27 protein-coding genes are annotated in these 24,790 nt (G+C 73.1%); 11 read left to right on the top strand and 16 right to left on the bottom strand.

Translation table 11 applies throughout. The features are described from left to right. Positions 1-33: 33 nt before the first annotated feature. Genes MFF61_RS02360 through gloB form a run of 4 tightly spaced genes read right to left on the bottom strand, consistent with a single transcriptional unit; the run spans position 34 to position 3,386 of the window. Positions 34-477 carry a cupin domain-containing protein gene (locus MFF61_RS02360; protein ID WP_238233505.1) on the bottom strand — a complete coding sequence of 148 codons (444 nt, stop codon included), beginning with the start codon at positions 475-477 and terminating at the stop codon, positions 34-36. Continuing rightward, on the bottom strand, positions 474-2,171 hold the full coding sequence (locus MFF61_RS02355) for a saccharopine dehydrogenase family protein (RefSeq protein ID WP_238233504.1): 1,698 nt from the start codon (positions 2,169-2,171) through the stop codon (positions 474-476). The genes MFF61_RS02360 and MFF61_RS02355 overlap by 4 nt, the downstream gene beginning before the upstream one ends. After that, positions 2,171-2,605 carry a thiol-disulfide oxidoreductase DCC family protein gene (locus MFF61_RS02350; RefSeq protein ID WP_238233503.1) on the bottom strand — a complete coding sequence of 145 codons (435 nt, stop codon included), beginning with the start codon at positions 2,603-2,605 and terminating at the stop codon, positions 2,171-2,173. Before MFF61_RS02350 ends, MFF61_RS02355 begins: the two co-directional genes overlap by 1 nt. 13 nt (positions 2,606-2,618) lie before the next feature. After that, complete coding sequence (gene gloB, locus MFF61_RS02345; RefSeq protein ID WP_238233502.1) at positions 2,619-3,386, bottom strand: hydroxyacylglutathione hydrolase; 768 nt, start codon at positions 3,384-3,386, stop codon at positions 2,619-2,621. Between the two features lie 282 nt (positions 3,387-3,668). Here gloB and MFF61_RS02340 point away from each other — a divergent pair, with 282 nt between their 5' ends. The 4 genes from MFF61_RS02340 (at position 3,669) to MFF61_RS02325 (ending at position 6,698) form a co-directional block, all read left to right on the top strand. Beyond that, complete coding sequence (locus MFF61_RS02340; protein WP_238233501.1) at positions 3,669-4,409, top strand: class I SAM-dependent methyltransferase; 741 nt, start codon at positions 3,669-3,671, stop codon at positions 4,407-4,409. Positions 4,410-4,414: 5 nt separating this feature from the next. Then, entirely contained in the window at positions 4,415-5,116 is a 702-nt protein-coding gene (locus tag MFF61_RS02335; RefSeq protein WP_238233500.1) for a MarC family protein, read from the top strand. Positions 5,117-5,241: 125 nt separating this feature from the next. Then, positions 5,242-6,039, top strand: a complete 798-nt coding sequence (gene dapB, locus MFF61_RS02330; protein WP_238233557.1) for a 4-hydroxy-tetrahydrodipicolinate reductase — start codon at positions 5,242-5,244, stop codon at positions 6,037-6,039. Between the two features lie 32 nt (positions 6,040-6,071). Then, on the top strand, positions 6,072-6,698 hold the full coding sequence (locus MFF61_RS02325) for a 2,3-bisphosphoglycerate-dependent phosphoglycerate mutase (protein WP_238233499.1): 627 nt from the start codon (positions 6,072-6,074) through the stop codon (positions 6,696-6,698). Positions 6,699-6,794: 96 nt separating this feature from the next. Here MFF61_RS02325 and MFF61_RS02320 read toward each other — a convergent pair whose 3' ends face one another. Next, positions 6,795-7,040 carry a hypothetical protein gene (locus MFF61_RS02320; protein WP_238233498.1) on the bottom strand — a complete coding sequence of 82 codons (246 nt, stop codon included), beginning with the start codon at positions 7,038-7,040 and terminating at the stop codon, positions 6,795-6,797. A gap of 187 nt (positions 7,041-7,227) precedes the next feature. On the opposite strand from MFF61_RS02320, the gene MFF61_RS02315 reads away from it, so the two are divergent. Continuing rightward, positions 7,228-7,440 carry a hypothetical protein gene (locus MFF61_RS02315; protein ID WP_238233497.1) on the top strand — a complete coding sequence of 71 codons (213 nt, stop codon included), beginning with the start codon at positions 7,228-7,230 and terminating at the stop codon, positions 7,438-7,440. A gap of 25 nt (positions 7,441-7,465) precedes the next feature. On the opposite strand, the gene MFF61_RS02310 is transcribed toward MFF61_RS02315, so the two are convergent. Beyond that, on the bottom strand, positions 7,466-8,485 hold the full coding sequence (locus MFF61_RS02310) for a hypothetical protein (protein WP_373324554.1): 1,020 nt from the start codon (positions 8,483-8,485) through the stop codon (positions 7,466-7,468). 82 nt (positions 8,486-8,567) lie between these two features. Then, on the bottom strand, positions 8,568-11,564 hold the full coding sequence (locus MFF61_RS02305) for a penicillin-binding protein 1A (RefSeq protein WP_238233496.1): 2,997 nt from the start codon (positions 11,562-11,564) through the stop codon (positions 8,568-8,570). 181 nt (positions 11,565-11,745) lie between these two features. Between MFF61_RS02305 and MFF61_RS02300 the strand changes: the two genes are divergently transcribed. Beyond that, positions 11,746-12,594: a class I SAM-dependent methyltransferase gene (locus MFF61_RS02300; protein ID WP_238233495.1), complete on the top strand. Its 849-nt coding sequence runs from the start codon at positions 11,746-11,748 to the stop codon at positions 12,592-12,594. Positions 12,595-12,709: 115 nt separating this feature from the next. On the opposite strand, the gene MFF61_RS02295 is transcribed toward MFF61_RS02300, so the two are convergent. Then, on the bottom strand, positions 12,710-12,850 hold the full coding sequence (locus MFF61_RS02295; RefSeq protein ID WP_238233494.1) for a hypothetical protein: 141 nt from the start codon (positions 12,848-12,850) through the stop codon (positions 12,710-12,712). Positions 12,851-12,939: 89 nt separating this feature from the next. Here MFF61_RS02295 and MFF61_RS02290 point away from each other — a divergent pair, with 89 nt between their 5' ends. Next, positions 12,940-13,329 carry a hypothetical protein gene (locus tag MFF61_RS02290; protein ID WP_238233493.1) on the top strand — a complete coding sequence of 130 codons (390 nt, stop codon included), beginning with the start codon at positions 12,940-12,942 and terminating at the stop codon, positions 13,327-13,329. 666 nt (positions 13,330-13,995) lie between these two features. Here MFF61_RS02290 and MFF61_RS02285 read toward each other — a convergent pair. Further along, complete coding sequence (locus tag MFF61_RS02285; protein WP_238233492.1) at positions 13,996-15,414, bottom strand: amidohydrolase; 1,419 nt, start codon at positions 15,412-15,414, stop codon at positions 13,996-13,998. Between the two features lie 148 nt (positions 15,415-15,562). Here MFF61_RS02285 and MFF61_RS02280 point away from each other — a divergent pair, with 148 nt between their 5' ends. Then, positions 15,563-16,846 carry a DUF3422 family protein gene (locus MFF61_RS02280; RefSeq protein WP_238233555.1) on the top strand — a complete coding sequence of 428 codons (1,284 nt, stop codon included), beginning with the start codon at positions 15,563-15,565 and terminating at the stop codon, positions 16,844-16,846. 18 nt (positions 16,847-16,864) lie between these two features. Here the strand turns inward: MFF61_RS02280 and MFF61_RS02275 are convergent, their stop codons facing one another. Beyond that, positions 16,865-18,541 carry a formate--tetrahydrofolate ligase gene (locus MFF61_RS02275; RefSeq protein ID WP_238233491.1) on the bottom strand — a complete coding sequence of 559 codons (1,677 nt, stop codon included), beginning with the start codon at positions 18,539-18,541 and terminating at the stop codon, positions 16,865-16,867. Between the two features lie 167 nt (positions 18,542-18,708). Continuing rightward, positions 18,709-20,076 (bottom strand): omega-aminotransferase AptA, encoded by a 1,368-nt coding sequence (gene aptA, locus MFF61_RS02270; RefSeq protein ID WP_238233490.1) that lies wholly within the window; start codon positions 20,074-20,076, stop codon positions 18,709-18,711. Positions 20,077-20,246: 170 nt separating this feature from the next. On the opposite strand from aptA, the gene MFF61_RS02265 reads away from it, so the two are divergent. From MFF61_RS02265 to MFF61_RS02255, 3 genes are all read left to right on the top strand, one after another. Then, positions 20,247-20,549, top strand: coding sequence for a hypothetical protein (locus tag MFF61_RS02265; RefSeq protein WP_238233489.1), 303 nt, complete (start codon positions 20,247-20,249; stop codon positions 20,547-20,549). A gap of 297 nt (positions 20,550-20,846) precedes the next feature. Then, entirely contained in the window at positions 20,847-21,077 is a 231-nt protein-coding gene (locus MFF61_RS02260; protein WP_238233488.1) for a DUF6894 family protein, read from the top strand. Positions 21,078-21,294: 217 nt separating this feature from the next. Further along, complete coding sequence (locus MFF61_RS02255; RefSeq protein WP_238233487.1) at positions 21,295-21,873, top strand: hypothetical protein; 579 nt, start codon at positions 21,295-21,297, stop codon at positions 21,871-21,873. A 10-nt stretch (positions 21,874-21,883) separates the two neighbouring features. Here MFF61_RS02255 and MFF61_RS02250 read toward each other — a convergent pair whose 3' ends face one another. From MFF61_RS02250 to MFF61_RS02230, 5 genes are all read right to left on the bottom strand, one after another. Further along, positions 21,884-22,168, bottom strand: a complete 285-nt coding sequence (locus MFF61_RS02250) for a hypothetical protein (protein ID WP_238233486.1) — start codon at positions 22,166-22,168, stop codon at positions 21,884-21,886. 10 nt (positions 22,169-22,178) lie between these two features. Continuing rightward, the gene (locus MFF61_RS02245; protein WP_238233485.1) at positions 22,179-22,496 is read right to left on the bottom strand and encodes an EthD family reductase; all 318 of its coding nucleotides are present in this window, start codon (positions 22,494-22,496) and stop codon (positions 22,179-22,181) included. An 81-nt stretch (positions 22,497-22,577) separates the two neighbouring features. Next, positions 22,578-23,891 carry an NAD(P)/FAD-dependent oxidoreductase gene (locus tag MFF61_RS02240; protein ID WP_238233484.1) on the bottom strand — a complete coding sequence of 438 codons (1,314 nt, stop codon included), beginning with the start codon at positions 23,889-23,891 and terminating at the stop codon, positions 22,578-22,580. A gap of 125 nt (positions 23,892-24,016) precedes the next feature. Then, a complete protein-coding gene (locus tag MFF61_RS02235; protein ID WP_238233483.1) occupies positions 24,017-24,355 on the bottom strand; it encodes a cupin domain-containing protein in 339 nt (112 codons plus the stop codon). Between the two features lie 53 nt (positions 24,356-24,408). Continuing rightward, on the bottom strand, positions 24,409-24,783 hold the full coding sequence (locus MFF61_RS02230; RefSeq protein ID WP_238233482.1) for a PH domain-containing protein: 375 nt from the start codon (positions 24,781-24,783) through the stop codon (positions 24,409-24,411). Positions 24,784-24,790: the final 7 nt, after the last annotated feature.

Genomic DNA, 24,790 nt, shown 5'->3' with positions numbered 1-24,790 from the left:
GCCCGCGTGGCTGAAGCCCGCCGCGGGCGCATCCTACTCCCGCGGCATCGGCCGCCAGTTCGGCGGGGCCATCTCGAAACCCTCGAACCGGAAGCCCGGCGCCACGGTGCAGCTCACCAGAGTCCAGGCCCCGAGGCTGGTGGCGGTCTGCCAGTGGCGGGCCGGGACCACGATCTGCGGCCGCTGGCCCCGCGCGAGATCGGGGCCGAGATGCTGGGCGTGCGCGTCGTGGCCGTTCGGGCTCACGGTCAGCACCAGGGGCGCTCCCGCGTGCCAGAGCCAGATCTCGGCCGCGTCGACCCGGTGCCATTCCGAGGTCTCGCCGAGGTCGAGCAGGTAGTAGATCGCCGTCGAGGCGGCGCGCCCGTCGATCTCGTGCGGATCGCGGAAGGTCTCGCGGTAGTGCCCGCCCTCCGGGTGGGGCTGGAGGCCGAGGAGACGGATCACCTCGGCGGCGGTGAGGCTCGGGCTGGTCACGGGACGGGCTCCTCCAGGCGCGCGGCCGGCGCCGCCTCGGGCACAAGCCAGCCGCGATAGTGAACCACGAGGCCGGCGAGCGGCAGGTGCACCGGCACGTCGAAGCGGAAGCGGCCCGCCGGATCGACGGATTCGCGCGCCGCGGAGGCCGGCGCGAGCGCGCGGGGCAAGGGGAGCGGCCCGAGGCGCCAGCCCTCGACGACGAGGCCCAGGCCGTCGCGGCCGGCCGGCACGGCGAGGCGGAATTCGAGGAGACCGAAGCGCTCGTAGACCCGGGCGGGACCGGCAGCGCGCAGGCGGCTGCGGAAGCGGCGGTCGCCGAAGCGGCGGGTCCAGACCTCGCCGTCGCGGTCCGGCGCGATGGTGACGGCGACCGGCACGTCCTCGCCCGCCGCCGGGAAGCCCACCAGCCCCGCGGCGAGGCGGGCGAGCGGGTTCGTCCCGCGCGTCACGGTGGCGCGTCCGCGCAGCGTCAGGGCGCCGGCCGCGCCATGCACCGCCCGCAGGGGCTCGGGCAGGTCGGCGAAGGCCGGGCCGAGCACGCGGGCGAAGAGGGACGGCTCGCGGGTGACCGCCGTGCGGATGCGGTGGCGCGCCATCTCGGCTTCGATCGCCGCGAGGTCGAGCAGGCCGACGCAGGGCCCCGCGCCGGGCGGCAGCGGCGGGCCGGCGAGCCAGCGGCGCACCAGCGCGAGCGCCGGCAGCGTCGGCACGAACGGGCCGTCGCCCCCCTCCGCCAGGAGCGTCCAGGTCGCCGCGGCGGGCCGGCCGGCCTCGTCCGCACCGCAGGCCCGCACCACCATGCCGCCGCGGTCGGACCCGAGCCTGTCGACGAGGCCCGCCATCCGCAGGAACGGCCGCGCGAGGGGCAGGAGCGAGGGCAGGAGCCGCAGCCGCACCGGCAGGCTTGCGAGCCAGAGGCCGAGATGCAGCGCTTCGAGTTCCAGCCCGGCGCGGAAGTCGGCGGTGCGCACGGTGGGAAAGCGCGCGGGCAGGATGTCGAGGTCGGGCGTCTCGCAGAGCGAGGCGAGGCGCCGGCCCAGCCCCGGGATCGTGACGCGCCCGGGCAGCCCCCAGCCGGGCCGGGTCGCCCAGGCGCCGTCGCGCCAGACCCGCACCGGACGGCCCACGTAGGAGAGGATCGAACGCATCACCGAGAGGCCGCGGGGCGCGCGGTTGCCGGGGACCATCGCGATCTCGATCGCGTCCACGCGCCGCCAGCCGGCGGTGAGGCGGTCGAGCACGGCGTTCGAGAGGGCGGGCGTGGTGCTGGCGCCGGTCAGCGCCGACACGCCGGCCGCCCGCGCGGCGGCATCGAGGGCCGCGAACCCGGCCACGAAGTCGCGCGCATCGGCCAGATCGGCGTAGGGCAGCCCGGCCGCGATCGCCGCGCGGGCGAGCGCATACGGGTCGCCGCCGCGCGCCAGCGCCTGGTAGGGACCGGCGGCATCGACGATCCCGGCAAGCCTGAGCGCCCGCAGCGCCTCCGCGTCGGCCCGCACCGCGTCGAGCCGCACGGCCTCGATGCGCCGGCCGGGATGCGTCCGGGCCACGGTCTCGGCCGCCTCCCTCGCCCGCGCGAGGTCGCGCCCGGCGATCACCACCGTGCAGGCCGTCGTGGCGGCGAGGCCCTCGACGAGGCGCCGGCCGAAGGCGCCCGCGCCCCCGACCACGAGGATGCGCGGCGCCGGCATCACGGGGCGTCGGTGAGCACGCGGCCGGCGAGCTGCGGCGGAGGCACCGCGCAGGCCGTGCGGCCGAACAGCCGGTAGCGGTTGCGGGCGATCAGGTCGTAGAGCCGTTCGGCGAGCGGCCGCGGCAGGCGCGTCAGGATCCGCGTCCAGGCCCAGGCCGGCCAGTCGCGCAGCACCGCGGCGGCGGCATCGAGCTTGAAGTAGGCCATCCCCTCGCGCAGGACCGCGACCGTCTGGGGGCGCTCCGGATCGATGCCGAGCCGGGCGGCCAGCGCGCGCCCGTAGGGCGACTGCACCGGCACGAAGCGCCAGCGCCCGGCCCGGTCGCGCACCACCACGAAGCGCACGAAGGCCGAGCAGAGCACGCACACCCCGTCGTAGAGGATCAGCCCGTCGGCGCCGGGGAGCGGGCGCGGGCGCCAGTCCACTCGCATCAGTCCTCTCGCATCAGAACCGGTTCTTCCACTCGCGCAGGGCCGTGAACACCGCGGCCGGATCGGAGCCGGGCGCGAGGTTCACGGCGCGGGCCAGCGCCGGCTCGGTGGCGCGCAGGAAGGGGTTCGTCGCCTTCTCCTCGCCCAGCGTCGTCGGGATCAGGAAGCGCCCGTCGCGCTTCACCCGCTCGGCGAGGTCGGCCCGGGCCTTGAGGTTGCCGTTGCCGGGCTCGGCCGCGAGCGCGAAGCGGGCGTTCGACAGCACGTAGTCGTGGCCCGAATAGATCGCGGTCTCGTCCGGCAGCGGCAGGAAGCGGCTGAGCGAGCGCCACAGCACCTCGGGCGGGCTCTCCATGACCCGGCCGCAGCCGAGGGTGAACAGGGTGTCGCCCGCGAAGACGAGGCGTTCGCGCTCGAACCAGTAGGTGACGTGATCGGCGCAGTGGCCGGGCGTCTCCCAGACCGCCGCCGCGAGGCCGCCCACCGTGACGGTGTCGCCCTCACCCACCCGGACATCCACCTCCGGCACCGCGTCGCCGGCCTTCTCGGGGGCCGTCACCCGGGCGCCCGTGCGGGCCTTCACCTCGGGGATGCCCTCGACATGGTCGAAGTGGCGGTGGGTGACGAGGATGTCGGTGAGGCGCCAGCCGGTCTCGTCGAGGGCGCGCAGCACCGGCCCGGCCTCCGGCACGTCGATCGCCGCGCAGGCGCCGCTCGCCGGGTCGTGCAGCAGCACGCCGATGTTGTCGCTCCGGCACAGGAAGGTGCGGATCTCAGGCATGGGCGTCTCCCGGGCAGCGTCGTCGGGCAGAAGGTAGGGCGGGCGGAGGCCGGCCGCATCCCTGCCCAACGGCAACGCTCGGTGCCGACGACCGTGATGCCGACGACCTTGGCGCCGCGCCGGGAATTCCGGGGAGCCGGACGCTTGTTCCCGCCCCCCGCCTTGCCGCGCGGGCCGACAGCACCCATTGATGACCCGTCCAGCGGCGCGGCGCGGGAGGTCGGATCGTCCGGCGCTCGGTGCGGCGTCGCGCGAGTGCTCCGTGCCCGATTGTCCGTGCTTATGAGCGTCGACGTCACAGACCTGCGCGCCTTCTACAACGGCCCCCTCGGCGCGGTGACGCAGCGCCTCGTCGGCCGCAACCTGCACCGCTTTCTCGGCTCCGTCGCGGGCCTGCGGGTGCTGGGGCTCGGCTACGCGGTGCCCTATCTCGGCCCGGTGCGGCACGCGGCGGAGCGGACGCTGGCCTTCATGCCGGCCACGCAGGGGGTGGTGAACTGGCCCGCCGCCGGGCGCTCGGCCTCGGCTCTCGTCGACCCGACCATGATGCCCCTGCCCGAGGCGGCGGTGGACCGGGTGATCCTCGTCCACGCCATCGAGGCGGTGGAGAGCCCGGCCGACCTGCTGCAGGAGGTCTGGCGCATCCTCACCCCGGGCGGGCGGCTGGTGCTGGTGGTGCCCAACCGCCGCGGCCTGTGGGCGCGCCGGGACGCCACGCCCTTCGGCCACGGCCAGCCCTACAGCCGCTCGCAGCTCGGCCGCCTGATGCGCGAGACGCTGTTCTCCCCCGAGGGCTGGGCCGAGACGCTCTACGTGCCGCCGGTCGAGAGCTGGCTGACGCTGCGTACGGCGAGCGCGTGGGAGCGGGTCGGCACGGGCCTGTCGCTGCCCTTCGCGGGGCTGCACGTGGTGGACGCGATCAAGCAGCTCCACCGCCCCGTCACCGTGCAGGCCCGCCGCGCCGCGCGGCTGGCCACGCCGGTGCTGGTGCCCTCCCCGGCCCCCGTCCCGGGCGGGGTGTGAGGCCCGTGACGCCCCTTCCCGGTCTCGAAGCCGCGCTCCAGAGCTTCCTCCTCGCCCTGCCGGCCCTGTTCTCGATCGTCAATCCGCTCGGCGGCGCGCTGATCTTCGCGGAGGTCACGGGCCGGCGCACGCATGCCGAACGGGCGCTGCTCGCCCGGCGCATCGGGCTCTACGCCTCGGTCGTGATGCTGGTCTCCCTCTGGGCCGGCGCGGCGCTGCTCGCCTTCTTCGGCATCACGCTCGCGGCGCTGCGCATCGCGGGCGGCTTGGTCGTGGCGGCCCAGGCATGGCGGCTCCTGGCGGTGCCGGAGGAGCGCGAGGCGCGCAAGGCCGCGCAGGCCGAGCCGGCCCGGGGCCAGGAGGTGGCGGGCTCCCTCGACGAGATCGCGTTCTTTCCCCTGACGCTCCCCTTCACCACCGGCCCCGGCACCATCTCGGTCGCCATCGCGCTCGGCGCGGCCCGGCCCGAGAGCGGGCCGGGCCACTGGGGCTTTCTCGCGGGCGCCTCCGCCGCGGCGCTGGCCATCGCGCTCGCGGTGCGGGTCGCCTACGCCTCCGCCGACCGGGTGGTGGAGCGCATCGGCCACGCCCGGGCGCGGGTGCTGGGGCGGCTCTCGGCCTTCCTGCTCCTCTGCGTCGGCACCCAGATCACCCTCACGGGCGTGACGGACGTGCTCGGCCCCCTGCTGGCGGCGCGCGGCCGCTGAGCCTGGACGGCCTTCGTGGTCGAGAGGCGCCTCGATCGCAGGCGCCGCCTTGGCAGGCGCGGTTCCGGCCTGTACCACGCACGCGCGGCCCGCGGCGGCCGGGCTTGACGAGCGTTGAGGACGCGATGCGTCTCGTGGTGGTGGGCGCCTCCGGGCGCATGGGCCGGATGCTGATCCAGGCGGTGGCCGGGACCGAGGGCTGCACGCTCGCGGGCGCGGTCGAGCGCGAGGGGGCGGAGGCGGTCGGCCAGGATGCCGGAAGCCTGGCGGGGCTGGCGCCGCTCGGCGTCGCCGTGACCGACGATCCCCTGCGGGTCTTCGCGGAGGCCGACGGGGTCCTCGACTTCACGGCGCCGGCCGCCACCGTGGCCTATGCCGAACTCGCCGCCCAGGCGCGCATCGTCCATGTGGTGGGCACCACCGGCCTGCGGCCGGAGGATCTGGCCAAGCTCGCGGCGGCGGCGCGCCACGCGCGCATCGTGCGCTCGGGCAACATGTCGCTCGGGGTCAACCTGCTGGCCGGCCTCGTGCGCAAGGTCGCGGCGACGCTGGGCGAGGATTTCGACATCGAGATCCTGGAGATGCACCACCGCCACAAGGTGGACGCGCCCTCCGGCACCGCGCTGCTCCTCGGCGAGGCGGCGGCCGAGGGCCGCGCGGTGGCGCTGGCCGAGCGCAAGGTGGCGGTGCGCGACGGCCATACCGGCGCGCGCGCGCCCGGCAGCATCGGCTTCGCCACCCTGCGCGGGGGCAGCGTGGTCGGCGACCACAGCGTGATCTTCGCCGGCCCCGGCGAGCGCATCGAACTCGGCCACCGGGCCGAGGACCGCGGAATCTTCGCCCGCGGCGCCGTCAGGGCCGCGCTCTGGGCGCAGGGCCAGCCCCCCGGCCTCTACGGCATGAACGACGTCCTGGGGCTCTGACCCCTCTCATTCACGGAGCGACACGGCAGATTATGGAGCGCCTCCTCGTCCTCGCACGGCACGGCCAGAGCGAGTGGAACCTCAAGAACCTGTTCACCGGCTGGCGCGACCCTGGCCTCACCGAACTCGGCGTCGCGGAAGCGCGGGCGGCGGGGCGGCGGCTGAAGGCCAAGGGCATCCGCTTCGACGTCGCCTTCACCTCGGCGCTGAGCCGCGCGCAGCGCACCGCCGCCCTGATCCTCGAGGAACTCGGCCAGTCCGACCTGCCCACCATCGCGGATGCGGCGCTGAACGAGCGCGACTACGGCGACCTCGCCGGCCTCAACAAGGACGATGCCCGGGCGCGCTGGGGCAAGGAGCAGGTCCACCTCTGGCGCCGCTCCTACGACGTGCCGCCGCCCGGCGGCGAGAGCCTGAAGGACACGGTGGCCCGCGTGCTGCCCTACACCATGCGCGAGATCATGCCGCGCGTGCTGCGCGGCGAGCGGGTGCTGGTGGCCGCCCACGGCAACTCGCTGCGCGCCCTCGTGATGGTGCTCGACGGCCTCACCACCGAGACGATCCCCGGCCTCGAACTCGCGACCGGCGTCCCGCTCGTCTACCACCTCAATGCGGACACCACGGTCGCCAGCAAGGACGTGCTCGACCGCGACGCGTGAGGGACAGATCGGAACCCCCTCTCCCGCACGGGAGAGGGGAGACCGCGCCGGATCATGGGCGCAGGGTCAGGCTCCGATTCCGGATCGCGGCCGCTCTCAGAACGGCGTGTAGTCGCCGCCGTCGGTGATCGCGTCGAGCGCGCGCTCCACAGCGGTCACGGCGTCGAGCAGCATCTGCACCGAGCGTTCGGTCTCGGCCTGCGGCCGGCCGAGCGCGGCCGTGCGCGCCCCGACGTCGTGCAGCTGCTCGGCGATGGCCACGAGGTCTGAGACGACCGCGGCGGCCTCGCGGGCGGTGGTCTCGGGCGCGCGGCGCGCGCGCAGGGGGACGACGTTGCTCATCGAGTCGAAGCATCGCGCAAACCGCCGAGCCGCACCAGCCGGGAGTCGCGCCTCTCCACCGGAATCCCCGCACACGCGGCGCGGCGGGCACAGGCGCACGCAATCGCCCCCAGGCCTCGGCCCTCGCCTTGACCGCGCCCCGATCCGCCGCGAGGACCGTCCCTTCCCGAGCACCAGGATCCGACCGATGAAGCTGTCCGCCCTCGCCGCCGCCGGCACGCTCGCCGCCCTTCTCTCCGCCTGCACCAGCCTGGAGAGCGAGCGCACCGCCTTCAGCGAGACCTTCAACTCCCAGAACTACGTGCGCTCGACCGACACCAACGGCACGCAGCGCCGGCCCGACGTGAACCGCATGTTCACGCAGCCGTCCGTGCCGAGCATCGCCAACCGGGGCAACTGATCCCGCGCGGGCCCCGCCGGGGCCGCTACTCCTTGGCCAGTGCGTCCGCGAAGGCCGCGATGCGGTTGCGGGCGTAGGTCGGCAGGCCGGCGCTGATCGAGGTGCCGGTGTTGAACGAGGAATTACCCATCAGCACCTGCGCGGGCAGCAGGTTGCGCAGCACCGGCACGCGCTCGTACTCCTTCTTGCGGTCGAGCACGTCCGCCTTGATGCCGAGCGCCATGGTGGCGGTCACCACCGTCTTGCCGGGATCGTTCGCGGCCGGCTGCAGCACCGCCAGGAACTTGCCGAAGCGCAGGATCTGGTTGACCCAGAAGATGTTCTGTTCGAGCGCGCCCGCCACCGGCGCCTCGATCCGCGTCAGCGCCGCGAGCCTGCCCGCCTCCTCGGGGGGCAGCACCCGGAGTTCGCTCTGGAACGAGACGAACTCGGCAATCTTCTTGCCCCCTTCCTCCAGCTTGTTGGCGAGCTTCACGCCGAGCGGCAGCTTGCCTTCGAGGTCGTAGCGCGACTCGATGCAGAGCGTGTCGGGCGCCGCGCACCAGGGCCGGTCGGGCCGGCGCGCGAAGGCGGCGGCCGGGTCCTTGGTCGGGGTCGCCTCCGAGGGGCTCAGGGCCTTGTGCTTGATCGCCGGGTCCATGCGGCCGAGGAAGGCGAAGGAGGCGAAGCGCTTCAGGTCGATGCGCTCGGGCGCGCGCGGCACCACGAACCGGGCCTCCGCCACGTAGACCTTGAGGGTCTCGTGGCGGTTCTTGGTCACGCCGTTCGCCGTCACCGGGTAGTCGGGCTCGACATAGGCCGGATGGGGCGTGAGCGCGGCCTTCTCGGCCGGGCGCGTGCGGCTCCATTCCGCGAAGGGCACGAGGCCGCTCTCCGGGTTGGCCGGGTTGTCGCGGTGGTCCGTGAAGGCGATCGTGCCGGGCGCGATCGCCCCGGCATCGAGGGCCGCCACGCTCGGGACGTCCTTGGTGCGGTACTGGGCGAGCGCCGGTCCCGCCAGGAGGCAGAGGAGCGGCGCGAGCAGGCGGAGGGAAGCCGTCGGGATGTGGTGCAAGGTCGGGGATCCGGCTGGTGCCAAGACGGGTGCCAAGACTGGTGTCAAGACGGGCCTCGCCGGGAGGCGGGCCTCAATAGGTCGGATCCTCGCCGAAGAAGTAGTCGGGATCGCGGCGGCGGGGGCGGCGCACCCCCTCCTCGTCGTCGCCGAAGGGCGAGCGGGCCGCGCCGCGGCCGGGCCAGAGCGGCTCGGGCGCCGGCACCGGCTGGGCGCGGCGCAGGGGGGGCTGGCCGTCGCCGAAGAGCTGCCGCCCGAGATCGCCGAACGGATCGTAGCGGTCGTCCTCCGGCCGCCCTCCGTCCACGATCGCATCGCCGTCCTGCTCCGCGTCCGGGCGCATGGCGTAGAGCGATTCCTGCGGCACGAGGCGGTACTGCGTGTCGGCGAGGCGCCCGTCCGGCTGGAGCCGGAAATGCTCCATGAACCCGCCGCCGGCCATGCGCTGGCCCGAGCGCAGGTCGATCGGCGCGTCGGCGATGAGGCGCTTGGCCTCCGGGCTCGGCGGGGCCAGGGGGCTCTTGGGCACGCCGTTCGCCCAGGCGGCCTGGAGGATCTGCCCGAACAGCGGCACCGCGAGGGACCCGCCGGTCTGGCCGCGCCCCAGCGTGCGCCGCCGCCCGTCCGCGTTGTCGTAGCCGATCCAGACCGCGATGGTGATCTCGTTGGTGAAGCCCACGAACCACGCGTCGTTCTCGTCCTCGGAGGTGCCGGTCTTGCCGGCCACGTAGGGGGAGAAGCGGCCGAGCGCCGCCGCGGTGCCGCGCTGGGTGACGCCCTGGAGCAGGCTCTTGAGCTGGTAGAAGGCGACGCGGTCGGCCGAGCCGATCCGCACGGGGCCCCGCCCGGCATGCCGGTAGAGGGTCCGCTCGCCCTGCGACACCGCCTCCAGGGCGTAGGGCGAGGGGCGCTCGCCCTCGTTGGCGATCGCCGCGTAGAAGGCCGCGAGGTCGATCATCCGCACCGGCTGGGCGCCGAGGACGAAGGGGTAGTAGCGCTCGCACTCGGCGTAGAGCTGGGCTTCGAGGGCAAGGTCGCAGACCCGCTTGAGGCTCTGCTCGGGCCGCTCCGCGATGCCGCCGCGCAGGAGCTGCGCGGTGACGAGGTTCTTCGAATGCTCCAGGCCCCGGCGCAGGGTGATCGCCCCCGCGCCGCCGCCGTCGTAGTTCTTGGGCGACCACGACTGGCCGACGCCGCCGATCGGCGGCAGGGTGACGGCCGCATCCATCACCAGGGTGTTGGGCTGCAGCCCGCCCGAGAGGGCCGCCAGATAGGTGAGGGGCTTGAGGGTCGAGCCGGGCTGGCGCACGCTCTGCGTCGTGCGGTTGAGCTGGCTCAGCGGGTAGGAGAAGCCGCCCGCCATCGCCAGGATGCGGCCGGTGCGGTTCTCCAGCACCAGGGCGGCGCCCTGCACCTGGGGGCGCACGCGCAGGTCCGCCCGCACCCCGCCCTTGCCCTCCCGCAGCGACACCCGCACCACGTCGTAGGGCGCGAGCCGGCCGCGGGCCTGGGCCGCGTTCAGGCTCGCCACGCGCCCGTCCGCGAGGCCGACGCGCGTGCCCTTCTGGCCGGTCTCCAGCACCACCGCGAGCGGCCAGTGCACGTCGTAGAGGGGCGCGCGGGCGGTCTCCAGCGCCCGCTGCCAGGCGGGTTTGGGGCCGGCGGGCCGTGCGGCGGGCGTCGCCTTGGGGGTGCCGGCCTTGCGGCCTGGGGAGGCCGACGGGGCCGGCTGGGCCGGCGCCGTCTGAGCGGGGGCCGGCTCGGGCGCCGCCGGGGCGGGGCCTGCGGCCTCGATCCGCTTCACCGCCTCGGCGAGATTGAGTTCCGGCCCCTCGAAGCGGGCGCGGCCCGTCGCGGCCTCGTAGCGCGCGAGCCCGTCCTGCAGGATCGTCTCGGTGGCCGTCTGCAGGCCGGCATTCAGCGTCGTGCGCACCGTGTAGGAGCCGGCCGTGAGCGAATCGAGCCCCGCCAGCGTGCGCGCCTCGCGCCCGAGATGGTCGACGAAGTGGAAGCCCGCCTCCTGGCGCGTGCGCTCCAGGGGCACGAGGCCGAGACCGCTCTGGAGCGCCGCATTCGTCTCGGCCTCCGTGATGACGCCCTCCTCCTTCATGCGCGAGAGGACGTAGGCCCGCCGCTCGCGGGCGCGCTCGGGGTAGCGGTCGGGGCTGTAGTAGTTCGGCCCCTTGGGCATGCCGGCGAGCAGCGCCGCCTCCGGCACCGTGAGGTCGCCCACCGACTTGCCGAAGTAGCTGCGCGCCGCCATCTCGATGCCGTAGGCGCCCCGGCCGAGATAGATGCCGTTGAGGTAGAGGCCGAGGATCTCGGACTTCGTCATCACCTGCTCGGCGCGGGCGGCGACGATCATCTCGCGGATCTTGCGCTCGTAGGTGACGTCGTCGCCCACCGACAGGTTCTTGACCACCTGCTGGGTGATGGTCGAGCCGCCGGCCGGGCGGCCCGGCGAGGCGAGGTTGCCGATGAAGGCGCGGATGACGCCGCGCTCGTCGATGCCCTTGTGGCTCTCGAAGCGCTTGTCCTCGGCGGCGATGAAGGCCTTGCGGACCAGCGCCGGCACCTGCGCGATCGGGACGGTGACCCGCCGGCCGTTCGGCTCGGAGGTCTCGGCGAAGCGGGCGCCGCGCCCGTCCAGGATCGTGCTCACGCCCGGCAGCGCCAGGGTCTTGAGCGCGCCCGCCTCCGGCAGGTCGGCCGCGGCCTTGTTGTAGAACTCGATGACGGCCCGGGCCTCGAAGGGCGAGTTCGGCGGGTTCTCGCCCTTGCAGAACTGCTTGTAGCTCGTCACCAGCTCGCCGAAGTCGAGGCCGTGCAGGATCTTGGCGTCGCCCGCGACGGCCTTCGGGTCCTCCATCGCGGTGGCGATCAGCTCGTCGAGGTTGATGTCCTCGATGTCGAACGCCTTGCGCATGTGGGCGCAGCCGTCGCGCAGCAGCCGCACCACCTCCGGGCCGTCCCGGGCGGGGTCGAACTGGGTGCGGATCGCGTCCGGCCGCGTCGTCGCCTGGCTCAGCGTCAGGGCCGTCGCGAAGAGCTTGATGAGGATCGGGTTCATGGCGCCTTGAGCCCGGCCGCGGGCGGTCCCGCCAGAGAACGGCCGGCGACCTGAAGGGGACGTGTACAACGCGGCTCTTTTAAGGTCGGGCGGCCCCGGAACCGGGCCGGCCCCGGGGCCGTTCGCCGGACAGGGAGCCGCGCCCGCGCGCCTCCTGCGGGCCCCGCCGCGAGACCCCGCGATGGACGACCTCGCCCGACAGCGTGCCGCCTACGCCGCGACGGTGGCCGCGCGCGCCGGCGCGCGCGACGCGGCCCTGATCCGCGCCTTCGCCACCGTCCCGCGGGAGCGCTATTGCGGCCCCGGCCCGTGGCTCGTCATGGACGAGGCGGGGTTCGACACCGTGCCGGCGGACGAGCCGGCCGGGCTCTGCCGCGACGCGCTGGTGGCGCTGCGGCCGGAGGCCGGGATCAACAACGGCGAGCCGAGCCTGCACGCGCTCTGCCTCGCGGCCGCCGCCCCGCGGCCCGGCGAGCGGGTGCTGCAGGTCGGGATCGGCGGCGGCTACTACACGGCGATCCTCGCCGAACTCGTCGGCCCGGGCGGGCGGATCGACGCCTACGAGGTCGATCCGGATCTCGCCGCCGCGGCCGCGCGGGCGCTGGCGGCGTATCCGTGCGTAACGGTCCACGCCCGCTCCGGGGCGGCTCCGCCGCTGCCGGAATCCGACCTGATCTACGTGAGCGCGGGCGCCGCCGAGCCGCTGGCGGTCTGGCTCGACGCCCTCTCGCCCGCCGGGCGCCTGATCCTGCCGCTCACGCCCGAGCGCGGCGGCGGCGGCATGCTGCTGGCCGCGCGCCGCGGGCCGGACCGGCCGGCGGAGGTGCTCGATGCCCGCTTCCTGTCGCGCGCCGCCTTCATCCCCTGCCTGGGCGCCCGCGATCCCGCCGCCGCCGCCCGCCTCGCCGCGGCCTTCGCGCGCGGCGGCATGGAGCGGGTGCGCAGCCTGCACCGGGGGACGGCGCCGGACGCGAGCGCCTGGGTGGCGGGAGAGGGGTGGTGGCTGTCGACGCGGGAGGCACAGGCGTGAAGTGACGCGTTCGGCCGGCCGTGCAGGCCGTATCGTGCGCGGTTCGTGGGCCAAGTTCCCCGCCGGGAGCACGGCCGGTGTGCCTGAGATCATCTTGGCGGCGCGGTCGTTTCGGTCAGCGTGCCATGAGGGAGCCACTGGCCGGATCCATGACGAGGAAGAACTTGGCGCCCCAAGGACCCCCGACATCCGGGACGGTCGATACGCTGACCTGATCCACGGCGGCGATCACCATGGCGATGTCACGCCCGGTCATCAAACCGCAACTCTGCCCGCAGGATACTTGACCGCGGCGATTTGCGCAGGCGACGCTGACGCAGTGCCCTGAATGATCGTAACATACAGATGATCCGAACGGCAGGGCTCGTGCAGATAGTCGACTTTATAGTCAGCCTCTGGCCACTTGTTTCCGGCCTTGTGCTCGGGCTCGCAGTGCCGGCGACAGCCTGGGCTTTCGGACAGCTTATAGGCATTTTCCTTGGCCGCCGGCGCAAGCGACTCGCCAGCGATGAGTCATTCCGTAAGCTGGATGCGAAAAAGCACAACGAGCACATCAAGCTGATCGGCAGCTTCTGCAACACCCTCGGAGCCGCGATCCTTGGTGCCGCATTCATCGTGCCTTACATTGGGCAGCGTGTAGGATCGGAGCAGGTGGATCTGCGGTGGGTCGGCGCTGGCTTGGCCCTCCCACTCGCAGGGCACTTCGCTCTTCGATTCATGAAAAGCGAGGGTTGACTCATGGCTTCGACAACTCTGCTCCTGATCGTGGTTGGCGCCGTCATCGGCTCCGGCATCGGATATGCCTACCTGTCGTCTCGGGCATTCGATCGGAAGCACCCTGAGCATATCAGATAGTTAACACCCTCAAAGTGAGATCATCCACGCCTCAAAAGGCAAGATTTGCGCCCGGATCGGCGAGAAGTCAGAGCAAGCCTTATTGGGCAAGCACATGGCCGCATCAACCCGGTCATCCATGCCAAGGCGGCTGAGGCCGCCAAGATCGCCGACAAGAGCCTCGTCACATGGACCGACCATGATCTGAGGTGCGGCGGTTCGCCTGCGAGGAACGGCCTGACCGTGATCCCCCGCGTCCTCATCCCGCCACATCATCGCAGCCACACCAACGGCTCAAGATGCTGACGAATCGGCCAGTTGAGCCATCTCGATCGTTCGAGGCCAAATCAGAGATTTGACGAAAAATCGAGAACCGGATCAGCAGTCATTTTCAATGACTGCTTGTATCAGATCCCTCTCGGAGATGGTTGCGTCTGCAGCGGTTCGGGAGGCGTTCCGATCCGCCGCCAAGGTCAATTCGCCGCTAAGTCAGGGGGCGACCCAACGCCGTCCGTCCGCCCCTCGGCGGTCCCGGTCCGCGCATCCTGGCGCCCGCCGCCCCGCGCCTCAGCCCCGCGACATCGTCAGCGGCGGCTCCACCTCCGGCGGCAGCGGGGAGAGGTAGCCCTCCGGGCCGGTGCGGGCGCGCAGATCGGCCCGGGCGGCCTCGCGCAGGGCCGGATCGGCGATGAGCGCCGCGCCGAGCGCCGCCATCGCCTTGGCGACCTGCACCACCGCCTTGTGGGCGGCCGGCGCCTTGCCCTGCGCCACCACCTGCCAGGTGTGGAACGGCGTGCCGACCGCCACCGTCGGGGCGTGGGCCTGGACGGTGGGCACGACCCAGCTCACGTCGCCGACATCGGTCGAGCCGACCGCAGGGTTGCGCCGCGCGTCGCGCGGCACGAGGAAGTCGGCGAGCGGCGCGTCCCCACGGGGCCGGCCGATGGTGCGGTAGACCGCCTCGATGTCGCCGGGGCTCAGCGTCTCCTGGATGGCGCGCGCGAAGCGGCGATCCTCCTCGTCGAAGGGCGGAGGGCCGAGATCCTCCATGATCCCGTGCAGCGCCTCTTCGAGGGGCGTGTTGCCGACGAGGTCCGAGACCGCGCTGACGACGCGCATCTCCATCGTGGTCTCGGTCATCAGCGCCGCCCCCTCGGCGATCCGGCGCACGCGCCCCACGAGGTCGCGCATGCCCGGCAGATCGCGGGCGCGGATGGAGTAGCGCACCCGGGCATGGGCCTGGACCACGTTCGGGGCGATGCCGCCCGCGTCGAGCAGCGCGTAATGCACCCGGGCGTCGTCCGGCATGTGCTCGCGCATGTAGTTGACGCCGACGTTCATCAGCTCGACGGCATCGAGCGCGCTGCGCCCGAGATGGGGGGCGGCCGCCGCGTGGGCGGCCCGGCCCGTGAAGGTGAAGTCGGCCCGGGTGTTGGCGAGCGCGAGCGGAGGCGCCACCTCCCAGAAGCTCGACGGGTGCCAGGTGATCGCCGCCTCGGCCTCCGCGAAGGCGCCCGCCCGCACCATGAACGCCTTGGCGGCCCCGCCCTCCTCGGCCGGGCAGCCGTAGTAGCGCACCCGGCCCGGCTGCCCGGTCTCGGCGAGCCAGTCCTTCACGGCGCTGGCGGCGAGCAGGGCCGCCGCCCCGAGCAGGTTGTGCCCGCAGCCGTGCCCCGGCCCGCCGGCCTCCACCGGGCGGTGCGCGGCGACGCCCGCCTCCTGGCTGAGCCCCGGCAGCGCGTCGTACTCGCCCAGGAAGGCGATCACCGGCCCGCCCGCCCCGGCCTCGCCGATGAGCGCGGTGGGGATGCCGGCGACGCCCTCGGTGACGGCAAAGCCCTGGTGGCGCAGCTCCTCCGCATGGGCGGCGGCCGAGCGCGCCTCGGTGTAGCAGACCTCGGGCGTCGCCCAGACGCGGTCGGCGAGGGCGAGCAGCCGCTCCCTGCGGGCATCGACGTGGCGCCAGAGCGCGTTGCGGTTGTCCATCGGCCTCTCCCGGGTTCCCGCTCCCCCATGCAGGGATAGGGCCGCACGGCCCCGCCGCAAAGGCCGGCGCGCGACCGTCGAGCGCGTTGACGTGAGCCCTCGCCTCGGCCAAGCCTCGGGCATCCGCCGCGGCGGGGCACGGGGGCGCATGCGGCTCAACGACCATCCCCTGCGGGCACGGGTGCTGGCGGAGGTTCACGCCCGCCCCTTCATGCCGGTCGCCACGCCCCGGCGCTTCCTGCACTACGCCTTCCTGACCGACGGAGAGGCGGCGAGCGCCGACCGCGCCGCCCTCGACGCCTATTGCGCCTCGCTCGGCCTGCCCGGTCCGCCGCCGGGGGCCAAGCAGCACCGGGTCGCCTTCTCGGGCGCCATCCTGCGCTGGGAGAGCCACAGCGAGTTCACGACCTACACCTGGGAGTTCGCGGACGGGCAGGGTCTCGCCTTCCAGCCGCAGCCGGACGCGCTGGCCGGCGTCATGGAGGGGCTGAGCCAGCCCGGGGATCTCCTCGTGGCGGTGGACCTGCATCTCTTGGTCGCCGGCGCCGGCGAAGTGCCGCCCGAGATCGCCGCCGCCTTCACGCCCGCCTCGCTGGCGGTGGCGCAGGCCGAGGGCGGGGCGGCGGTGATCGCCACCGATTTCCAGCCCGATCCGCACGGCTTCGTGCGCATCCTGGTGGCCGACCGGGGCATGACCCGGGTCGCGGCCGGCGCCCTGGTGCAGCGGGTCATGGAGATCGAGACCTACCGCACCCTCGCGCTCCTCGGCCTGCCGGAGGCGCAGGCCCTCGCCCCGGCGATCCGCCGCATCGAGACGGCGCTGCCGGAGCTGATGGAGGAGATGCGCGGCAGCGAGGGCTTCGCGGCCAACCACGCCCTGCTCGACCGGCTGATCGCGCTTGCGGCGGAGCTGGAGGCGGGCGCCGCCCGCTCGCTCTTCCGCTTCGGCGCCACGCGCGCCTACGATGAGCTGATCCGCCTGCGCCTGACCGCGATCGGCGAGCAGGCGATCCCGGGCCGCACGAGCTGGTCGGTCTTCCTCGCCCGCCGCTTCAATCCGGCGATCCGCACCTGCATCGCCACGGCCGAGCGCCAGGACACGCTCTCGCGCAAGCTCTCGCGCACCGCCCAGATGCTGCGCACCCGGGTCGACGTCGATCTGGAGCGCCAGAACCACGCGCAGCTGCAGGCGATGAACGAGCGGGTGACGCTGCAGCTGCGGCTGCAGCAGACGGTCGAGGGGCTGTCCGTCGCGGCGATCACCTACTACGTGGCGAGCCTCGTCCACCTGATGCTGGAGGGCGCGCATGCGGCGCACCTGCCGGTGGACGCCACCATCGGCACCGCGCTCGCGGTGCCCCCGATCGCGCTCGCCGTCGCCTGGACCGTGCAGCGCATCCGCCGCAGACACAGCCACCCGGACCGGGACTGACGGCGGGCGCGGCGGGGGTCAGAACAGCCCCTCGATCTGCCCGTTGGCGTCGAGGTAAATCCCTTCTGACGCCGGCACCTTGGGCAGGCCCGGCATGGTCATGATCTCCCCGCAGATCACCACCACGAACCCGGCCCCGGCCGAGAGGCGCACGTCGCGCACCGCCACCACGTGCCCGCTCGGCGCGCCGATCAGGCCCGGATCGGTGGAGAACGAGTACTGGGTCTTGGCCATGCAGACCGGGAGCCGCCCGTAGCCGTCCTTCTCGAACTGCGCGAGCTTGGCGGCGGCCTTCGACTCGATCTGGATGTCCGCCGCCCCGTAGAGGGTCTGGGCGATGGTGCGGATCTTGTCCGAGAGCTTGGCCTCCTCGGGATAGACGAAGTTCGGGGTCTTGGGCGCGCCGGACTCGGCCAGCGCCACCACCGCGCGGGCGAGGTCCTCGGCGCCCGCGCCGCCCTCCGCCCAGTGGCGGCAGGTGATCGCCTCCACGTCGAGCTTCTCGCGGCAGAGCGCCTTGAGAGCGGCGTGCTCGGCCTCGGTGTCGGCGTGGAAGTGATTGACCGCCACCACCACCGGCAGGCCGAAGCGGCGCACGTTCTCGACGTGGCGGGCGAGGTTGGCGAACCCCTTCTCCAGGGCCTCGACGTTCTCGCTGCCGAGGGCCTTCTTCTCGACCCCGCCATGCATCTTGAGCGCGCGCACGGTCGCCACGATGACGACGGCGCTCGGCGACAGGCCGGTCTGGCGGCACTTGATGTCGATGAACTTTTCCGCGCCGAGGTCGGCGCCGAAGCCGGCCTCCGTGACCGCGTACTCGCCGAGCCGCAGGCCCGTGCGGGTGGCGATCACCGAGTTGCAGCCATGCGCGATGTTGGCGAAGGGGCCGCCGTGGATGAGGGCCGGGCTGCCCTCCAGCGTCTGGACGAGGTTGGGCTGCAGCGCGTCCTTCAGCAGCACCGTCATGGCGCCGGTCGCCTTGAGGTCCTTGAGCGTCACGGCCTTGCGGTCGCGGGTCTCGGCCACGACGATGCGGCCGAGGCGCTCCTCCAGGTCGGCGAGGTCGCGGGCGAGGCAGAACACCGCCATCACCTCGGAGGCCACCGTGATGTCGAACCCGTCTTCGCGCGGGAAGCCGTTGGCGACGCCGCCGAGCGACTGGGTGATGGAGCGCAGCGCCCGGTCGTTCATGTCGACGACGCGCCGCCACGCGATGCGGCGCAGGTCGATGTCGAGTCCGTTGCCCCAGTAGATGTGGTTGTCGATCAGCGCGGCCGCCAGGCTGTGGGCCGAGGTGATGGCGTGGAAGTCGCCCGTGAAGTGGAGGTTGATCGCCTCCATCGGCACCACCTGCGCCTTGCCGCCGCCGGCCGCCCCCCCCTTCATGCCGAAGCAGGGGCCGAGCGAGGGCTCGCGCAGGCAGATCACGGTCCGCTTGCCGATGCGGTTGAGCGCGTCGCCGAGGCCGACCGTCGTGGTGGTCTTGCCCTCGCCCGCGGGCGTCGGGCTGATCGCCGTCACCAGGACCAGCCTGCCCTCGGGCTTCGCCTCCAGGGAGGCGATGTGGGCGTGGTCGATCTTGGCGATGTGCCGGCCGTAGGGATGCAGCGCCGCATCGGGGATGCCGATTGTCTCGGCGATGGCGCTGATCGGCTGCAAGGTGGCCGCGCGGGCGATCTCGATGTCGGTCGGCATGGAACCCGTGCTTGTTGTTGTCGGGAAAGGACGTGGCGTGCGTCGTCGAGCGGACCTTATGCCGGGCGCGCGGATTCAGGCTAGACTAAATCGGTTGAGCGTTTCGCTCAGAAAATTCTAACGGTGGGGAACGGGGCTGCGCCCCGTTCCGGTCGCGAGGGGGCACCTCACGCCACCGCGCGGATCACCCGGCCGAGCTTGTCCACGAGTTCGCCGATCTGATCCTCGCTGATGATGAGGGGCGGCGTCACCGCGATGGTCTCGCCGGTGATGCGGATCATCAGGCCGAGGTCCTGGAAGGCGCGGTCCATCGCCTCGAAGGCGCGCGCGCCCGCCGCGTCGGGGCGCGAGGCGAGGTCGATCGCGCCGACGAGCCCGAGGGTGCGGATGTCGAGCACGTTCGGCAGCCCGCGCAGGGACATCAGTGCCTCCGCGAAGACCGGTTCGAGGCGCTTGGCGCGCCCGAACAGGTCCTCGTCGCGGTAGACGTCGAGGGTGGCGAGCGCCGCCGCACAGGCGAGCGGATGCGCCGAATAGGTGTAGCCGTGGAAGAGTTCGATCGTGCGCTCGGGGCCCTTCATGAAGGCGTCGTAGATGCGGCTGCTCACCAGCACGCCGCCCATCGGCACGGTGCCCGAATTCACCGCCTTGGCGAAGGTGATCATGTCCGGCACGACGCCGTAGCGCTCGGCCGCGAAGGCGTGACCGAGGCGCCCGAAGCCGCAGATCACCTCGTCGAAGATCAGCAGGATGCCGTGCCGGTCGCAGATCTGGCGCAGGCGCTGCAGGTAGCCCTTGGGCGGCGGCAGCACGCCGGTGGAGCCCGCCATCGGCTCGACGATCACCGCCGCGATCGTGGAGGCGTCGTGGAGCGTCACGATGCGCTCCAGATCGTCGGCGAGATGCGCGCCCCAGTCGGGCTCGCCCATCGTGAAGGCCTGGTGCTCGCGCGAGTAGGTGTGGGGCAGGTGGTCGACGCCCGCGAGCAGCGTCCCGAAGAACTTGCGGTTGGTGACGATGCCGCCGACCGAGATGCCGCCGAAGCCGACGCCGTGATAGCCGCGCTCGCGCCCGATCAGCCGGGTGCGCCCGCCCTCGCCCCGCACGTTCCAGTAGGCGAGCGCGATCTTGAGGGCGGTGTCCACCGCCTCCGAGCCCGAATTGCAGAAGAAGGCGTGGTCGAGATCGCCCGGCGCCATCGCGGCGAGCCGCGAGGCCAGCGTGAAGCCGCCCGCGTGCCCGAACTGGAAGGCGGGCGAGAAGTCGAGTTCGGCCGCCTGCGCCTGGATCGCCGCGACGATCGAGGCGCGGTTGTGGCCGGCGTTGCAGCACCACAGGCCCGCCACGCCGTCGAGCACCGCGCGCCCGTCCGGCGTGTAGTAGTGCATGTCCTTGGCGCGGGCGATCATGCGGGGGTTGCGCTTGAAGGCGCGGTTGGCCGTGAAGGGCAGCCACCACGCCTCGAGGTCGTTCGGGGCCACGTCGCCCTGGGATCGGGCATCGTTGGCTGCCCGCAGGCCCGCCGCGCTCGTCATCGCATACTCCCGCCGATTTGCGTCGCACGACGCTATCAGGCGCCTCCGCGCGACGCAAAACCGGCCGCGTTAAGCATGGAACACGGTTCTGGCGAACGGCGCGGGCGCCGGTGAGGATCGCTTCACCGGCGGCGGCGAGAATCCGGCGACCGAGGAGCCGGGGATGGACGATGGGGTTCTGGCTGCGCGCCGCGCTGGTGATCGGCCTCATCGCCGCCTTCGCGCCGGGCCGCCCGGCGGAGCCGGAGCGGGGTGCCCGGACCGGGGCGGCCGATCCGGCGGATGCGGCCGCCGCGACCGCCGCGCAGGCCGCCCGCACGCTGGCCGCCCTTCCGCCGGACCTGCGCGAGCGGGTGCTGCGCGAAGGGACCGCCGAGGCCGGGCGCGCCCTCGACGCTCTCCTGCGCGGCAGTCTCGCCGGCCAGCGCGGCGCGCCGACGGCCCCTTCCGCCGCGCGCCGACCCATCGAGTGAGGCCGGCCCCGCCACCGCGTCCGAAGCCCGCCCCATGCCCCGCCGCCGCCGCACGGGCCGACATCCCGAACCCTTGTCGTGCGCCGATCTCCGGTTTGCGAGATTATCCCGGGCATCTCCTTGCACAGCGCCTTGCCGCAGCGAGCCTGCACGGTGCCGTTCGCTCTCTGACCTTCTGGATGACCCGGCCCTTTGCGGGGAACTTCTTGGCCGGAGCTCCCGGTTGTGGCAGAGTGAGGGGGCTCAGCGTGCCCGCGGACGATGATTCGCCGGTCCGCTCACGTGCCGGAACGCCCCGTGCCCCGCTTCTTCTTCGACGTTGTCGATGCGACGCGCAGTATGCCCGATGAGGCGGGTCTCGACTGCCGGGATCTGGGCGAGGCGCATCACCAGGCCTGCGCCCTCATCGAGGAGGCGATGGAGGGACCGGAGACCGTCCGGGTGGATTGGCATCACTGGCGGGTCGAGGTGAGCGACGAGGCCCGGCGCCTGCTTTTCACGGTGCCGTTTCCCCAGCGCATCGATTGAGCGCGTCCACCGAGGACGCTTGCGTCGGGGGACATTGGCGTCCGAGGACACTTGCGTCAATCACTGGTATATTGCATGCGCAAACCTCGACCGCCCGGCGAGGGCCGGGATCCGCCTTCCTGGGGAATGGTCGCCATGATACTCATGAGGGGTTTATGGGGTGCCGCCGCGACGGCGGTGCCGGACGGTCGGTGGGAGCCGGCAGGGGCGGGCGATCATGGTTGAACGCGGCGGGGTCCTTCCGGAGCCGGAGATCCGGGCCACGCTCGACATCCTCCTGAATCGGCCCCCTTTCGCGCGCTCGCCGAAGCTCGCGAGCTTCCTGCGCTTCGTGGTGGACGAGGAGCTGGCCGGACAGGGGAACGCCCTCAAGGCCTACACCATCGCCACCCAGGCGCTCGGCCGCGGCGCCGATTTCGATCCGACCCTCGACCCGAGCGTGCGCGTGGAGGCCGGGCGCCTGCGACGCGCCCTCGACGAATGCTACGCCCAGGCGGGTGCGGACCTCGGCGTGCGCATCCGGATCCCGGTGGGCGCCTACCGCCCGCACTTCGAGCGCCCCGCCCCGGAGCCGGCGGCCCCGGCGGAGGCGCCGGTCGCGCCGCCCGCCGAGCCCGGCCTGCCCGCGCCGGCGCCCGTCGTCGTCGCGTTCAGCCCGCGCGGGCAGGCGGCGGTGATCGCGCTCCTCGCCGGGATCCTGCTCATGCTGTGCATCGAGGTCGGCCTGATGCTCAGCGCCCGCCAGGCGGAGGCCGATCAGCGGCAGCTGATCAACGCCACCGCCCAGGCGAAGTGACCCCGCCGCCTCAATGCGTCCAGCGCGTCGCGAACCGGGCGAGCTCTGCCGCATCCGCGAAGGAGACCACCTCCAGGGTGCGCGTCTCCTCCGGCCAGCCCGGAAACGGTGCGTAGGTCACGGGCCGCAGGCTCAGCACCGCGCTCGGCGCCTCGGCGCGCGCCCAGTCGCGCACCTCCTCGGCGAGCGCGCCGGAATCGTCCGGCGCGATCAGGCCCGAGGCGGGCCGCAGGGCGATGACGTAGGGGCCGAGATCCGGGTGCTGCTCCCGGAGCACCTTGACGATGTCGATCATCCGCCGGCCGTCACCACGCCTGCGGCTCGTTGATCTGCACCACGGCCTGCGCCTTGGTGAAGTTCGGGATGTCGGCGAAGATCTCCTTGCCGTGCCGGGCCGCGGCCTGCTGGAAGTCCTCCAGCGACCGGAAGGTCAGGAGTGCGATGATCTGGAAGGGCGGCGGGCTGCCGTCCGGGGTCGCGGCGGCCTTCACCACCTCGGCCTTCTCCAGCCCCATCGTGGACCAGCGCTCGCGCACGAGCGGCATGTGGTGGCGCAGGTAGTAGTCGAGATCGAAGGCGGGCGCGTCCGCCCCGCCCGGATACATCACGCTCACGAGGATCATGTGCGTCTCCCCCTCCCTGGTCGGACGGTCGCGCCATCCGGGCCGGCACAGGAGCACCGATCCTCGGCCGCCGCAACCGGGTCAATGCAGCTTCACCCGCGGCTCGGTGTGCCGCGTCAGCGCGCGGGCCGCGGTGTCGAGGGCGACCTTCCAGGTGCCGTGCAGGGCCTGCTGGTGCATCTTGTAGAGCGACTGGTACATCATCCGGGCGAAGAGCCCGGCGATGAAGACGTTCTTGCCGCGGATGAAGCCCATCAGGTTGCCGACCGTGGTGTACTCGCCGAGCGACACGAGCGAGCCGAAGTCGCGGTAGCGGAACGGGGCGAGCGGGCGGCCCGCGAGGCGGTTCGGCATCTGCCGCAGCAGGTGCGTCGCCTGCTGGTGGGCGGCCTGGGCGCGGGGCGGGACCGGCGCGCCCGTGGCCTGGTCGACCAGGTGGGCGCAGTCGCCGATGGCGAAGACGTCGGGATCGCGGGTGGTCTGCAGGGTCGGCAGGACGACGAGCTGGTTGTTGCGGGTGGTCTCGAGCCCGCCGATCTCGCGCAGCACGTCCGGTGCCCGCACGCCCGCGGCCCAGACCGTGAGTTCCGCCGGCACGAAGCCGCCATCCGCCAGCAGCACGCCGTCCGGGCGCACCTCCGTCACCCGCGCCTTCGTGCGCACCTCGACGCCGATCCCGGCGAGCAGCGTCATCACGTCCTGCGACAGACGCTCGGGCACCGCCGGCAGGATGCGGTCGGCGGCCTCGATCAGGGTGAGCTTCAGGTCCTTGTCCGGGTCGATCCGGTCGAGGCCGGTCGCCGCGACGTGGCGCGTGGTGCGGTGGAGTTCGGCCACGAGTTCGGTGCCGGTGGCGCCCGCCCCGATCACCGCCACGTGCAGTTGCCCCGGCCGCACCGGATCGGGCTGCGCGTGGGCGCGGATCATCGCGTTGACGAGGCGGCGGTGGAAGCGCTCGGCCTGGTCCGGCGTGTCGAGGGCGATGGCGTGCTCCTTCACGCCGGGCGTGCCGAAATCGTTGCTGGCGCTGCCCACCGCGATCACCAGCGTGTCGTAGGGCACCGCGCGCGCGGGCGTGACCTCGCGCCCCTCCGCGTCGTGGCTCGCCGCGAGCCGGACCTCCCGGCGCTCGCGGTCGAGGCCGGTCATCTGGCCGATGCGGTAGCGGAAATGATGCGCATGGGCGTGGTGCAGGTAATCCACCGCGTGATGGCCCACATCCATGCTGCCCGCCGCCACCTCGTGCAGCAGCGGCTTCCAGATATGGGTACGCGAGCGGTCGACCAGCGTGACCTCGGCCTCCTTGCGCCGCCCGTAGCGGTCGCCGAGCTTGGTGGCGAGTTGCAGCCCGGCCGCCCCGCCGCCCACCACCACGATCCTGTGCCGTTCCGTCACGTCCGCCTCCCCCTCACGCCCGCAAGTCTAGCCGAACGGCCGGGAGGTTGGGCAGCCCTTTCCGCAGCGGAAGGCGTACGAATGTCCGAGGCCTGCGCCCCGGCGATCCATGCCTCGCGCCCGTGCTACGCGTCGCGGCCGTGAACCTGGGCGGGCGGCGCCGTTGCCTCCACCGCCGTGAAGGTCTCCAGGATGCGGTAGCTGTGCTGGGCGCCCGCCGGCACCAGCCACGAATCCCCGGGCTCCAGCCGCACGGTCTGACCTTCGAGGACGAGTTCGGCCCGGCCCGCGACGACGTAGCCCACCGTCTCGTAGTCGCGCGCGGCCGCGGGCTTGTCCTCGGTGGGCGGCTCGTTCTCCCACAGCCGCATCGACACGCGCTTGCCCGAGGCGAGGTAGCGCTCGCCCTGGGGGCCGCGGGGCGAGGTCTCGCCCGACACCTTCTTGATCGTGGTCTCGGCCATCGGCTCCTCCGGGGTTGCGCGGAGCCAACGGGGGCGGAGGCGCGACGTTCCCCTCAGCGCAGCGAGCCGGCGATGGCCTGCTGGATCCCGCGGATGTCGGCGCCGCGCTTGAGCGTGCGGGCGATCGGCGCGGGCTGGCCCGAGACCCAGATCTTGAGCTCGGAATCGAGGTCGAAGCTGCCGGCATTCTCGACCGAGAACGACGTGATGGCGCGGTAGGGCACGGTCAGGTACTCGACCTTGCGCCCGGTGAGGCCCTGGCGGTCCACCAGGATCAGGCGCCGGTCGGTGAACACCATCAGGTCGCGCACCACCCGGAAGGCGACCTGCACGGTCTCGCCCGCCACCAGCATCCCGTCGAGTTCCCGGGCGACGTCGGCGGGGCTGACGTCGCTGCCGTGGCCGAGAAGGCCGTCGAGAAGTCCCATCGCCGCC

Origin of the sequence: Methylobacterium isbiliense, from assembly GCF_022179325.1 — a bacterium.
In the GTDB taxonomy this organism is placed as follows: domain Bacteria; phylum Pseudomonadota; class Alphaproteobacteria; order Rhizobiales; family Beijerinckiaceae; genus Methylobacterium; species Methylobacterium isbiliense.
This window is presented reverse-complemented; position numbering and strand designations above follow the sequence as displayed.